Below are 12,945 nucleotides of genomic sequence, written 5' to 3' on the forward strand. Positions count from 1 at the left end.
CCGGACGGCCGGGCTGCCGGCACCGGCGGTCCGGTGGACCGTCCCCCGTCAGCTCATCGCGTCGATCCCCGTGAGGGCGCGGCCGATGATCAGCTTCTGGACCTGGCTGGTGCCCTCGTAGAGGGTGAGAACGCGGGCGTCGCGCAGGTACTTGCCGACGGGGTACTCGTCGATGAAGCCGTAACCGCCGAAGACCTGGAGGCAGTTGTTGCTGACCCGCACCGCCGTCTCACTGGCGTGGTACTTCGCGGCCGAGGCGTCCGTCGCGTACTCCTTGGGACCGGCGCCCGCGTCCACCAGCCGTGCGACGTGGTGGGTGAGCAGCCGGGCGGTCTGCACGTCGACGGCCGAGTCGGCGAGGAGCTCCTGCACGAGTTGGAACGAGGCGATCGGCCTGCCGAACTGGGTGCGCTCGGTGGAGTAGCGGACGGCCGCGTCCAGTGCGCCCTGGGCCACACCGACCGCACCCGCCGACACCGAGATGCGGCCCCGGGACAGCGCGCCGAGGGCGATGCCCAGGCCCTTGCCCACCGGGCCGAGCCGTGCCCGGTCGGGGACCCGGACCCGGTCGTAGGACAGTTCCGCGGTCGCCTGGCCGCGCAGTCCGAGCTTGCCGTGGATCTCCGTGGCGGTGAAGCCGGGGGAGTCCGTGGGCACCAGGAAGGCCGTGATCTCGTTCTCGCCGGTGCGCGCGAACGTCAGAGCGACGTCGGCGACGGTGCCGTTGGTGATGAAGATCTTGCTGCCCTCGATGATCCAGTCTCCCCCAGACTTCGTCCGGGAGGTGCCCCCACCGTCGCGGGTGGCGCGGGTGGTGAGGGAGGCCGCGTCGGAGCCGGTGCCGGGTTCGGTGAGCGCGAAGCAGCCGAGTGCGTCGCCGCTCGCCAGGGCGGGCAGCCAGGTCTCCTTCTGCTGGTCCGTGCCGTGGGTGGCGATCGTCTTGGCGACCAGGCCGAGCGACACCGAGACGATGCCGCGCACCGAGGAGTCGCCGCGGCCCAGTTCCTCGGTGACGAGGACGTACGACAGCATGTCGACGTCGATGCCGCCGTACTGCTCCGGCAGCATCAGCCCCAGGAAGCCCAGTTCGCCGAGGCGCTTGGGGATGCCGGGGTCGACCTGCTCGGCGCGGTCCCAGTCACGGGCGTGGGGAAGGATCTCGGTGTCGACGAACTCCGCCGCCATCGCGCGGAAGTCCCGTTGGGTCTCGGTGAGACCGAAGTCCCTGTTCAGCATGGTGTGTTCTCCTTCAGCAGCCGGGGGAGACGCCCGGCTCGGTCAGCGGGAGCCCCAGCTGGGCGCGCTCGGTGAGCCAGCGGGTGGGGCGGTAGCGGGGATCGCCCGTGGTGCGGTGCAGGGCCTCCAGGAGCGTGTGCAGGCGCGCGGCGCCGATGCGGTCGCCCCAGGCCAGGGGGCCTGCGGGGTAGCCGAGGCCGGCGGTGACCGCCGTGTCGATGTCGGCCGGCGAGGCGATGCCGCGCTCGGCGATCGAGGTGGCGACGGAGACGATCGACGCCAGCAGCCGCTGGGCGACACCGCCGGCCGTGTCGCGTACGACGCTGACGGCGTGGCCGTCCGCCGCCAGGACGGCGCGGGCGTCGCGTACCGCCTGCGGGTCCGTGGCCGGGGTCAGGGCGAGCACCCGGCGGGGCGTGCCGAGGGACAGCGGGTCGACGCCCAGCGTACGGGCGGCGGGCAGTCCGTCGCGGGCGACAGCCGAGGCCACGGTCGTGCCCCAGGTGGGGACGAGGACCAGGGCCTCCGGCGCGGCGTCGAGCCGGGCGCCCGATGCGGTGAGGGCGTCGCGGAGGACGTCCGCGTCCGGCCCCTCACCGGCGACGAGCACCGGGCGGTGCGCATGGCCGGTCACCGGCGGTTCGGCGGCCGGAGCGGGGGCATCGGCCCCGTAGGTGTAGAAACCGCGTCCCGTCTTGCGGCCGTGCAGGCCGGCCGCGACCCGGTTCGGGGTGAGGTACGACGGGCGGAGCCGGTCGGAGTGCCGAAAGCCCTCCCAGATGGTGTCGACGACCGTGGCGGTGACGTCGAGACCGGTCAGGTCCATGAGCTCGAACGGGCCCATGCGCAGGCCGAGTACGTCGCGCGCGATGCGGTCGATGCCCTCCGCGTCGCTCACGGACTCCTCGAGCAGTGCCGGCGCCTCGGTGACCAGGCCCCGCCCGGCGTGGTTGACCAGGAAGCCGGGCGTGTCCGCCACCACGACCGCGCTGTGGCCGGTCGACCGCACGAGATCGGCCAGCACGGAGGGGACGTCCGGCCGGGTGAGCATCCCGGGGACGACCTCCACGATCCTCATCAGGGGCACGGGGTTGAAGAAGTGCAGTCCCGCGAGCCGCGACGGGTCGTCGAGCCCGGAGGCGATGCGCGTGACCGACAGCGAGGAGGTGTTGGTCGCGAACAGTGTGCGGGCGGGCAGGACCGCCTCCAGTTTCCGCAGCAGCTCCGTCTTGGCGGTCAGGTCCTCGCGCACGGCCTCGACGACCAGGTCGACGTCCGGGCCCGGCGCGGCGGGATCGTCCAGCTCCAGCAGGCGATCCAGGGCGGACTCGACGGCTTCGGCCGTCATCCGCCCCTTCTGTGCGGCCCGTTCCAGCATCGCGCGGACGAAGGCGACCGCCTCGGTCACGGACTCGCGGCGGGCGTCGCAGAGTTCCACGGTGTGGCCGGCGGTCACGGCCCACTGGGCGATGCCCCGGCCCATGACTCCGGCGCCCGCGATTCTGATGCGCATCTGATCACTCGTCACATTCGGGAAAGAGGGGGCCTTGGTGGTCAGCGCAGGTAGACGCGCTTGGGGTCGACGTCCTCGCGGAGCAGCCGCAGTTCCTCCTCCGTCGGCGGCTCTACGGTGGCGAGGGTTTCGGCGACCTTCAGGTCCCAGCCCGTCGCCTCCCGCACCTGCCCGACCGTGACACCGGGGTGCACGGCGACGAGGCGCAGTTCCTCGCCGGCGCCCGCGCGCTCCAGCACGCCCAGATCGGTGATGACCTTGGTGACGCCCGCGCCCAGCGGCCGGATGCCGTCCGCGAGTGCCCGGTCCGGGCCGGGGGAGGTGCAGAAGTCCAGTTCCGCGGTGAAGGAGCGGGGGGTGTGGCGGCGCATCACCACGAAGACCTCGCGGGCGTTGGCCATGACTTCCATGGCCCCGCCGGAGCCGGGCAGTCGTACGCCGGGGGAGTGCCAGTCGCCGATGACGGAGGAGTTGAGGTTGCCCCACTTGTCGATCTGCGCGGCGCCGAGGAACCCGACGTCGATGTGGCCGCCCTGCAGGACGTAGCCGAACAGTGCGGGCATCGTCAGCACGGCCTCGGCGCCGGTGATGAGCACCGCGTCCGCGATCGTCTCCGGGAGGTGGGACGGGTGGGCCCCGCACACCCCGGACTCGTAGACGACCTCCAGCCGGGGCGCGACCGTGAGCTGTGCCAGCGAGGTGGCCAGCGTGGGCAGGCCGATGCCGGCGAACACGGTGCGCCGGCCCGCCAGCGCACGCGAGGCGACCACGGCGAGCAGCTCCGACGACGTGCCACCGACAGGCTCGGGGGATGTGGCCCCGGACGGCTCGGCGGAGGTGTCGCCGACGGGCTGTGGAGTCGCGGTGCCTGCCCGCTGTGGGGGCGTGGCCGCGGGCAGGCGCGGAGGCGTGGCGTCGGTCGCGGCGGTCGTCATGGCGTGGGCTCCTTCGGAGTGCGGGCGGCCGGTTCCTTCTGGTGAGTCGTGTCCGGTCACAGCCGGCGCCCGTAGTTCACAGGCAGGCTGAGCGCCTCGCCCACGGCGAGCGACGTCCAGAACTCCTCACCGAACTTCGCGGTGTACTCGGCGTGGTCGCGGGTGCCGTACACCCACTCCGCGAGCCAGCTCCGCAGCCGCTCGGGGTCCTTGCTGATGTGGGACCAGGCGCGGTAGAAGGCGTTGTCACGGTCGTAGTAGCCCTGCGCGAAGGACGGATGGGCGCCACGCGGGCACTCGACGACGGCGTCCACGGCGTGCGCCGGGATCAGGGTGCGGTTCGGGTCGGAGCGCACCACCTCGTCGTCGACGATCTCCTCGACCACGACGATCGCCTTGCGGGCGGCGTAGACCGCTTCGGCCTGGATGCCGGTCAGGCCCCACAGCTGGGTGTTTCCCGACCGGTCGGCGCGCTGGGCGTGCACGATCGTCACGTCCGGGTTGAGCGGCGGCACGACATAGACCTGCTCGGGCTCGCCGTCCGGACCCGGGTAGGGGGACGTCACCTTGCGCAGCCCCTGGTTGACCCCGGTGAGGTCGCTGCCGCCGTAGGAGCGCAGCGGGTAGAACGGCAGCCGCTGGGCTCCGGCGAGATAGCGGCAGACCATGCCGTAGTGGCTGTACTCCTCGTACACCAGCGGATCCGGGTCGGCGCGCTCGATGCGGCGGCGCAGCTCACCGAGCGACCCGGCCGCCGAGTTGCCGACGAACGACGAGACGAGCCTGCTCACGCAGCCCCCAGCCAGCATCTGGTCCACCACGATGTCGGCGGTCATCCGTACGACGGTGAGGTCCCGGCGTCCCTGGCGGATGATCTCGTGGCCGGCGGCGGTGGGGATGAGGTGGGTGAATCCCTCCAGCGCGACAGTGCCGCCGTCCTGGACGAAGGACGCGATCGCGTCCCTCATCGTCATCGTCTTGTCCACGTGGTCCACGGCTGGCAGCTCCTCGGCGGTCCGGTGCGGGGGCGGTCGTTCACACCGTGACAGGGAGCATTGATTGCCGTCCAATACCGAATTAAGGTCAGATCGAGACGTTGGATTGATAAATTGCCCGGGAGTCGCTGTGGAGCTGCGCTATCTGACCGCCTTCGTCGCCGTTGCCGAGGAACTGCACTTCGGCCGCGCCGCCCGTCGGCTCCACATGGCGCAGCCGCCGCTGAGCCAGCAGATCCGCCAGCTGGAGAAGGAACTCGGCGTCCAGCTCTTCGAGCGCAACACCCGCTCGGTGCGGCTCACGAGCGCCGGGCAGTCGTTCCTCAAGCCCGTGCGCACCGTGCTCGCCGACCTCGACCTGGCCGTCCGGGCGGTCAAGGCCGCGGGCCGCGGTGAGTACGGCCGGGTCACCGTCGGGTTCGCCGGCGCCTCCAGTCACGAGGCGCTGCCGCTGCTCACCCGGGCCGTGCGGGCCGCGCACCCCGGGATCGAGCTCGTCCTGACCGGCCAGACGTACGCCAACGTCGCGCTCACCCGTGTCGCGGAGGGGTCCCTCGACCTCGGGTTCGTACGGCTGCCGGTCACCCAGCCCGGTGTACAGGCCAGGGCGATCGGCGAGGAGGAACTGGTCTGTGCCCTGCCCGCCGACCACGAGCTGGCCCGCCGCGACCGCATCCCCCTCGCGGCACTGGCCGACGATCCGTTCGTGAGCTTCCCCGCCAACGCGGGATCGAGTGTGCGCGCGGTGACGGTCGCCGCCTGCGAGGCGGCGGGCTTCACCCCGCGGGTCGTCCAGGAGGCGCCCGACTCGCACACCATCCTCGCGCTGGTCGCCGCCGGGGTGGGGGTGACTCTCACCCTCACGTCCGTCCAGCACATCCAGCAGACCGGCCTCGCCTACCGGCCGCTCGAAGGGGAGCCGGTGCGGATGCGGGCGGCCCTCGCCTGGCGGACCGACAACCCGTCCGCCGCCTTGCGGGCCGTCCTCGCCGTGGCGGAGCAGGCGCTGCCCACACCGCCGGGCGACGAGGATTGAGAGCATTCACGTCTCAGTGGTCGATCAACTGAGTATTGGAAGTTCACGGTCGGGGGATGCGAAGGTCGACGCAACATCCCGCCGCCCACGAAAGGCCGACGCATGCCATCGGACACCGATGTCGTCATCTGCGAACCCCTGCGCACCCCGATAGGCCGGTTCGGCGGAGTCCTCGCCGCCCAGGAGCCCGCCGCCCTCGCCGCACACGTCATCGCCGAGGTCGTACGCCGCAGCGGCGTCGAGCCGCACCGCGTCGACGAGGTGATCCTCGGCCACGCCTACCCCACCGCAGAGGCCCCCGCCATCGGCCGGGTCGCCGCTCTCGATGCGGGCCTGCCGGACTCGGTGGGCGGCGTCCAGGTCGACCGGCGGTGCGGTTCCGGGCTCCAGGCCGTCCTCGACGCGGCCTTCCGGGTCCGTGCGGGCTTCAGCGACGTCGTCGTGGCGGGAGGCGTCGACGTGATGAGCGCCGCCCCCTACTACACCCACGAGGGCCGGTGGGGCATCGGCTCACCCGGCCTCCAGCTGCACGACTCCCTGGCCCGCGGCCGGGTCACCGCCGGCGGGCGGAACCACCCGGTGCCCGGCGGAATGATCGAGACCGCCGAGAACCTGCGGCGCGAGTACGGGATCAGCCGCGAGGACCAGGACGCCCTCGCCCTGCAATCGCAGCGGCGCGCCGCCCACGCCATGACCTCCGGACTCTTCGACGAGGAGATCGTCCCCGTCACCGTGCGCACCCGTAAGGGCGAGACCGTCGTCGCCGACGACGAGCACCCCCGCCCCGACACCACGGCGGAGCAACTGGCCAGGCTCCGGCCGGTGATGAGCGCGACCGACCCCGAGGCCACGGTCACGGCGGGCAACGCCAGCGGCCAGAACGACGCGGCCGCGGCCTGCCTGGTGACCGGCCGGGCCACCGCCGAACGCCTCGGGCTCACCCCGCTCGTCCGGCTCGTGTCCTGCGCCGCCGTCGGAGTGCCCGCCGCGACCATGGGCATCGCGCCCGTCACCGCCGCCCGCACGGCCCTGGAGCGGGCCGGGCTGACCCTCGCCGACCTGGACCTCGTCGAACTCAACGAGGCCTTCGCCGCCCAGGTCCTCGCCTGCACCCGGGCCCTCGGTCTGACAGCCGCCGACCACGAGCGGATCAACGTCAACGGCTCGGGCATCTCACTGGGGCACCCCGTGGGCGCGACCGGTGCGCGCATCCTCGCCACGCTGACGCGGGAGATGCACCGCCGACAGGCCCGCTACGGCCTGGAGACCATGTGCATCGGCGGCGGCCAGGGACTCGCCGCCGTCTTCGAACGCGTGGGCGCCTGAACCCTGATGCCGGTCCTTCGGGCGTCCGCATGCGGACGCCCGAACCCGGATGCCCTGTCTCGGCCCGCCCGAATCGATACGCAAACCGTCTTGCTGCATCCGTTATTCGGTATTGGACCGCTCTCGATGACGGCTGCCACTGTTACCGCCGTCACGCGCACCCACCCCTCGCCCCGTCCCCCAGCTGCCCATGGGAGCCGACATGAGCGCAACCGCACGACGAGCCGGAATCGGAGCCTTCATCGGCTCGACGATCGAATGGTTCGACTTCTACATCTACGGCACCGCCTCCGCCCTGGTGTTCGACAAAGTCTTCTTCCCCGAACTCGAAGGCGCGATCGGGACTCTCGTCGCCTTCGCCACCTTCTGGGTCGGCTTCCTCGCCCGACCCATCGGAGGCATCGTCTTCGGCCACTACGGCGACCGCCTCGGCCGCAAGAAGACCCTCGTCATCACGCTCTTGATGATGGGCATCTCTACCACGGCCATCGGTCTGCTCCCCGGCTACGCCTCGATCGGCGTCGCCGCGCCCATCCTGCTGGTCCTCATCCGGATGATCCAGGGCATCGGCCTCGGCGGTGAGTGGGGCGGCTCCGTACTGATCGCCTCCGAGCACGCACCCAAGGGGAAGTCCGTGCTGTACGGGGCGTTCGCCCAGCAGGGCTCCCCGGTCGGCAACACGCTCAGCACCCTCAGCTTCCTCGCCATCAGCCAACTGCCGGACGAGGCCTTCGTGTCGTGGGGCTGGCGGGTGCCGTTCCTCGCCTCGGCCGCGCTCGTCGTCGTCGGCCTCTTCGTCCGCATGAAGGTCGCCGAGTCGCCGGCCATGGCGCACCTCATCGAGAAGCGCGAGGTCGCCAAGGTCCCGCTCACCGAGGTCCTGCGCACCCAGCCCGCGCTGATCGCCCTCGGCATCGGCGCCTGCACCATCGGTCTCTCGGCCACCTACTTCAAGTCGACCTTCGCTCTCTCCTGGGCCACGACAAGCCTCGCCTTCGACCGCAGTTCCTTCCTGACGATCCTCCTGGTCGCCAACATCACCCAGGTCGTCGTCCAGCCGTTCGGCGCCGTCCTCGCCACCCGGATGAAGAGCTGGTCACGGACCGTGAGTCTGATGCTGCTCCCGGAGCTCGTGCTGATGCCGGTGATGTTCCTGCTGATCGCCACCGAGAACTACGGTCTCGCCATGGCGGGCGTCGCCGTCGCCACCGTCCCGCACTGCCTGTACTACGCCGCCCTGGCCGGCATGCTCGCCAGCCGTTTCCCGGCGCACCTGCGCTACACCGGCATCTCCCTCTGCTACCAGCTGTGCGGCACCCTGCTCGGCGGCACGACCCCCATCGTCGGTCAGTTCCTGCTCAACCGGACCGGCTCGATCACCGCCGTCATCGCGTACGCCGTCTTCCAGGTCGCCCTCACGCTCGGCTGCATGCTCCTGCTGCTGCGACGGCCCAACCACGACGAGCAGTCCGCCGCTCCCCGTTCCGCCGCGGCGGACGCGGTCCCGGCCTGACCGCCGCGCCGACCGGCCGCCGACGACACCGAACCGGAACAACGACACCGAACCGGAACAGACATGAGCAGCACACTGACCGTCCACGGCATGGACGGGATCGCCGCGCTCGACGGCAAGGATCTCGGGCACTCCAGCTGGTGGGAGGTGACCCAGGAACTCATCGACACCTACGCGGGCGTGTCCGGCGACCACCAGTGGATCCACACCGACACCGCACGCGCGCAGGCCGGCCCGTACGGGCGGACCATCGCGCACGGCTACATGATCCTCAGCTGGGGCATCCCGATGTTCGCCGAACTCCTCCAGGTGACCGGCGTCGGCAGGGCCCTCAACTACGGGGTCAACAAGGTGCGCTTCCCCGCGCCCGTCCCCGTCGGCAGCCGGGTGCGCCTGCACGCGGCCGTCGCCTCCGTCGAACCCGTTGCCCACGGCGGAATGCGGATGACCCGCTCCTTCACCTTCGAGCTCGAAGGTTCCGCCAAGCCCGCCTGCGTCGCCGAATCGCTCACGCATTTCTACCCCTGATCAGGAGCCGTCCATGACCGCCGTGCTGCGCACGCGCTTCACCGATCTCTTCGGCGTCGACCACCCCGTCGTCCAGGGCGGCATGCAGTGGGTCGCACGGGCCGAACTCGTCGCCGCCGTCGCCGAGTCCGGGGCGCTGGGCATGCTGTCCGCGCTCACCCAGCCCACCCCCGAGGCGCTGGTCAAGGAGATAGCCCGGTGCCGGGACCTGACGGACAAGCCGTTCGGGGTGAACCTCACCGTCCTGCCGGCCATCTCCCCGCCTCCGTACGCCGAGTACCGGCGGGCCGTCATCGAGTGCGGCATCACCGTCGTCGAGACCGCCGGAGCGAACCCGGCCGAGCAGATCGCCGACTTCAAGCCCGCCGGTGTGAAGGTCCTGCACAAGTGCACCAGCGTGCGCCACGCCCTCAAGGCGCAGGCACTCGGCGCCGACGCCGTCGGCATCGACGGCTTCGAATGCGCGGGGCACCCCGGTGAGGACGACATCCCCGGCCTCGTCCTGATCCCGCGCGCCGCGGCCGCGCTCACCGTCCCTGTCCTCGCGGCGGGCGGCATCGCCGACGCCCGCGGCCTCGTCGCCGCACTGGCCCTCGGGGCCGAGGGGGTCACCATGGGCACCCGCTTCCTGTGCACCGAGGAGGCGCCCGTCCACCGCAACGTCAAGGAACACATCGTCGCGTCGAGCGAACTCGACACCGAGCTGATCCTGCGTCAGCTGGGCAACACCTCCCGGGTGGCGAGCAACGCCGTCAGCCGCGAGGCCGTGGGGAAGCTCGCCGCCGGCGGCCGGTTCGAGGACGTACGGCATCTGGTGGCGGGATCACGCGGCCGGCAGGTGTACGAACTGGGCGACCCCGAATCCGGCATCTGGACCGCCGGGCTCGCGATGGGCCTCATCGACGACATCCCCACCGTCGCCGAGCTCGTTGGCCGAACGGTGACGGAAGCCGGTGACCTGATCCGGCGGCGCCTGCCGGGCCTGGTCGCCGCACCGGGAGCCTGACGTCGCCGGTGAGCGGTGAGCGCGCTGTGGTCAGCAGCCTCAAGCCTGCTGACCACACCAAGCGTCGTCGCACCCTGCGGCCGGGCGCCCGACACGGAGCGGCGAAGCCGCGCGGCCGGAGCCTGGCAGAGCCCGTCCGCCCCGAGCCCCCGCCACACCGCTGGACGAGGAACCGTTCGGCATGCGCTCGCCTCAGCGATCAGGCCCTGCGGTAGAGGGTGGTGAGCAGTTCCATCGCGGCCTGGGTGGCGGGATGCGGATCCTCCCGCCACCAGGCGAGCCGTACGGCGATGGGTTCGACGTCGCGGACGGGACGGTAGACGACGCCGGGTTGGCTTTCTGGCTCTTCATGAGCGTCAATCCTGTCCCGGCCGCGCTGACCGGATGGATCGGGCTGGGACAGAGCCTGGGGTGGACCGAGTGGGCCGCCGTCGGAGCCGTCGTCACCGCCAACTCGCTCAGCATCTTCACGTCGCGCACTGACCGCTGCGCGCGCGGTGAGCGGTTCCGCGAGCCCGTATGCAGCACCTCGCAGCCGAGATCGGCGGTCAGTGCCGTGGCGGTCCTGCCGTTGCGCGGAGGCAAGTGGGACACTCCAAGCGCTCCCCATGGAATGGCGGGCGAGAGCCTCTGCGGTCGAGGCTGTCCCGGGCGGAGCATGCTCGCCGCCCTTGCCGAGGCCGGCCCCATGGGCGGCGTTTCGGTATGTGATGGCGGGCAAGGGATCCTCGAGCCCTTGGGAGGGACTTGTGGCAGACGTATGGGTGCTTCACCGCACCCCGGCCCCGGCCACGGACACGTCGGCGGCCTCCTCCGTTCTCGTGCGGGCCGACACGATCAGCCTGCTGCGCGCGAACGAGTACAGCGTCAAGGCCGGACAACACGGCGCGACGACCGTGGTGCTGGCCGACTCCGTGGACGGGGACGACGCGCTCCCGCTCGACTTCCACATCGAACTCGTCGCCGCCGTCGCCCGGGCGCGACGGGCAGCGCGGAACGGCGACGAGGACCAGGTCGTCATCGCCGAACTCAGCCGGACCGGCGGATGGGAGTGGAACGTACACCCGCTGGCCGAGCTGCGCTGAAGGCGTTGCGGCCGTCGGCACGAGGCACGCGTTGACCATGCGGAGCAGGGGCTCGGGCGTCTTGCCAGCGGGTCAGTGGGGAGCACCGGAGCGGAGGAGCACGCTGACCCGGCGGCCGGAGGCACGCTCGTGACCCGGATCTCCGAGGTCAGCAGTTCGACGATGGCGAGTCCCCGGCCGTGCTCGTCGGGGTCGCCGGCATGGGGGCGCCGCGACGGGTGGCAACCGGCTGCTGGTGCGTGGAGCGATCTCCGTCGTGGTTTCCCAGGTCGGGTGGTGGGGGCTGTGGGGATCGGATTCCTCAACAGCCAGGCCTGAGCGGCACCCAGGGTTTCACGCCGCGGTGAGACCGCCGTCCACCACCAGGCTCTGGCCGGTGATGTAGGAGGCCCGATCGGAGAGCAGGAAGGTGACGGCCTCTGCCACCTCCCAGGCGGTGCCCTGACGACCGAGCGGAATGCGGGCGAAGGAGGAGGCCCGGGAGGTACGGTTCGCCGATGCGTGGCGGCCCATGGGGGTGTCGATGAGGCCGGGGACGACCATGTTGGCGCGGATGCCTCGTGCCGCTCCCTCCCTCGCCACATGGCGGGTCAGCCCGAAGAGGCCGGCCTTGGAGGTGTCGTAGGCGGGAGAACCGGTCGCGGCCCGCAGTCCGGCGACCGACCCGATGAAGACGACGGCACCTTCAGCAGCCATGGACGGAAGGCCGTGTTTGACGGCCAGGAAGGGCGCACGCAGATTCAGGCTGAGAACGTCGTCCCATTCCTCGGGTGACGAGCCCGCCAGTCCGGTGCCGAGGCCGATGCCCACGTTGACCACCAGTGCGTCCAGCCCGCCCAGCCTGCTGACCGTCTCAGCGACCATGGCGGCCGACTGTTCTGCGTCCGTGGCATCGGCGACCACGGGAAAACCCAGGGCACCTTCGGCGGTGACCAGGTCGGCGGTCACGGCGGCGGCCGGGCCGGCGACGTCGGCACAGGCCACGTCCGCACCTTCGCGGGCAGCGAGAACGGCTATCGCCCGGCCATTGCCGACAGGCGTCTGCGGGGCGGCGTCGGGACGGGTGCCCGCGCCGACCACCAGAACCCTGCGGCCTGCCAGCCGACGGGCGGCGCGGTCCGGTTCCGCCTCACTCATCGTCAGCCTTCCCTTCCACGAGGCCTGCGCTGTCAAAGCCCGGATCCAGCTGCACACCGACGGAGTTCAGGAAGAATCCCACCATGTGGTACTGACCCACGAGCATGGTGATCTCGATCATTTCCGCGTCGTCGAAGTGCTCGGTCAGGACTTCCCACGTGGCGTCGCGAAGCCGCGCATCGCGATTCAGCTCGTCTGCGGCCCGGATGAGGTTCCTTTCGAGGGTGGTCCACCCGTCGGCCTCCGGGCCCCGGACGATGCGGTCGATGTCCGTGTCGGTGAAGCCCGACGCCTTGGCCAGGGGGACATGGCGTCCCCACTCGTACGGAGCGCCGGTGTTGTACGAGGTGCGCAGGATCAGCAGTTCACGGAACCTTCCGGGGAGTCGGCCCCGGCGGAGCAGCTGACCTCCGAAGGGCATGAACTGCTCGTAGAGCTCGGGATGACGCACCAGAGTGGTGAAGATGTTCGGAACCCGGCCCCCCGGATCCCGCGGGACGGCAGCCAGCAGGTGACGGGTCCGCGTGTCCCAGTCGTCCTCGGGCAGGGGTACGACTCGCGGGAGGGCGTGGTCGTGCCGTACAGGGTGTTGCTCCGGCATGGAGTCTCCAAGGCGAGGTGCCCACACGGAACAC

Annotated in this window: 12 protein-coding genes and 1 pseudogene; 6 read left to right on the top strand and 7 right to left on the bottom strand. The window is 71.3% G+C overall.

Annotated features, from left to right (window positions below):
- Nucleotides 1-48: 48 nt before the first annotated feature.
- The 4 genes from HW130_RS13440 to HW130_RS13455 are packed head-to-tail and all read right to left on the bottom strand — an operon-like array spanning nucleotide 49 to nucleotide 4,658.
- A complete protein-coding gene (locus tag HW130_RS13440; protein WP_177149773.1) occupies nucleotides 49-1,236 on the bottom strand; it encodes an acyl-CoA dehydrogenase family protein in 1,188 nt (395 codons plus the stop codon).
- Nucleotides 1,237-1,249: 13 nt separating this feature from the next.
- Nucleotides 1,250-2,749 carry a 3-hydroxyacyl-CoA dehydrogenase gene (locus HW130_RS13445; protein WP_177149774.1) on the bottom strand — a complete coding sequence of 500 codons (1,500 nt, stop codon included), beginning with the start codon at nucleotides 2,747-2,749 and terminating at the stop codon, nucleotides 1,250-1,252.
- Nucleotides 2,750-2,790: 41 nt separating this feature from the next.
- Entirely contained in the window at nucleotides 2,791-3,684 is an 894-nt protein-coding gene (locus tag HW130_RS13450) for a CoA-transferase subunit beta (protein WP_256356067.1), read from the bottom strand.
- Between the two features lie 56 nt (nucleotides 3,685-3,740).
- Entirely contained in the window at nucleotides 3,741-4,658 is a 918-nt protein-coding gene (locus HW130_RS13455) for a CoA transferase subunit A (protein WP_177149938.1), read from the bottom strand.
- A 151-nt stretch (nucleotides 4,659-4,809) separates the two neighbouring features.
- Here HW130_RS13455 and HW130_RS13460 point away from each other — a divergent pair, with 151 nt between their 5' ends.
- From HW130_RS13460 to HW130_RS13480, 5 genes are all read left to right on the top strand, one after another.
- The gene (locus HW130_RS13460; RefSeq protein WP_177149775.1) at nucleotides 4,810-5,715 is read left to right on the top strand and encodes a LysR substrate-binding domain-containing protein; all 906 of its coding nucleotides are present in this window, start codon (nucleotides 4,810-4,812) and stop codon (nucleotides 5,713-5,715) included.
- Between the two features lie 102 nt (nucleotides 5,716-5,817).
- Nucleotides 5,818-7,041, top strand: a complete 1,224-nt coding sequence (locus tag HW130_RS13465; protein ID WP_177149776.1) for an acetyl-CoA C-acetyltransferase — start codon at nucleotides 5,818-5,820, stop codon at nucleotides 7,039-7,041.
- A 202-nt stretch (nucleotides 7,042-7,243) separates the two neighbouring features.
- Complete coding sequence (locus tag HW130_RS13470) at nucleotides 7,244-8,554, top strand: MFS transporter (protein ID WP_256356068.1); 1,311 nt, start codon at nucleotides 7,244-7,246, stop codon at nucleotides 8,552-8,554.
- Nucleotides 8,555-8,617: 63 nt separating this feature from the next.
- Nucleotides 8,618-9,082, top strand: coding sequence for a MaoC family dehydratase (locus HW130_RS13475; protein ID WP_177149778.1), 465 nt, complete (start codon nucleotides 8,618-8,620; stop codon nucleotides 9,080-9,082).
- 13 nt (nucleotides 9,083-9,095) lie between these two features.
- Nucleotides 9,096-10,088, top strand: coding sequence for a nitronate monooxygenase family protein (locus tag HW130_RS13480; protein WP_177149779.1), 993 nt, complete (start codon nucleotides 9,096-9,098; stop codon nucleotides 10,086-10,088).
- A 199-nt stretch (nucleotides 10,089-10,287) separates the two neighbouring features.
- Here the strand turns inward: HW130_RS13480 and HW130_RS35875 are convergent.
- Nucleotides 10,288-10,422 (bottom strand): annotated as a pseudogene (locus HW130_RS35875) (LysR family transcriptional regulator); the annotation flags it as partial.
- A 415-nt stretch (nucleotides 10,423-10,837) separates the two neighbouring features.
- On the opposite strand from HW130_RS35875, the gene HW130_RS13485 reads away from it, so the two are divergent.
- A complete protein-coding gene (locus tag HW130_RS13485) occupies nucleotides 10,838-11,173 on the top strand; it encodes a hypothetical protein (RefSeq protein WP_177149780.1) in 336 nt (111 codons plus the stop codon).
- Between the two features lie 333 nt (nucleotides 11,174-11,506).
- On the opposite strand, the gene HW130_RS13490 is transcribed toward HW130_RS13485, so the two are convergent.
- Both HW130_RS13490 and HW130_RS13495 read right to left on the bottom strand, forming a co-directional pair.
- Entirely contained in the window at nucleotides 11,507-12,310 is an 804-nt protein-coding gene (locus HW130_RS13490) for an SDR family NAD(P)-dependent oxidoreductase (RefSeq protein ID WP_177149781.1), read from the bottom strand.
- Nucleotides 12,303-12,911 carry a carboxymuconolactone decarboxylase family protein gene (locus HW130_RS13495; protein ID WP_177149782.1) on the bottom strand — a complete coding sequence of 203 codons (609 nt, stop codon included), beginning with the start codon at nucleotides 12,909-12,911 and terminating at the stop codon, nucleotides 12,303-12,305. The genes HW130_RS13490 and HW130_RS13495 overlap by 8 nt, the downstream gene beginning before the upstream one ends.
- Between the last annotated feature and the right edge of the window lie 34 nt (nucleotides 12,912-12,945).

Source organism: Streptomyces sp. PKU-EA00015 (genome assembly GCF_013387495.1).
Classification (GTDB): Bacteria; Actinomycetota; Actinomycetes; order Streptomycetales; family Streptomycetaceae; genus Streptomyces.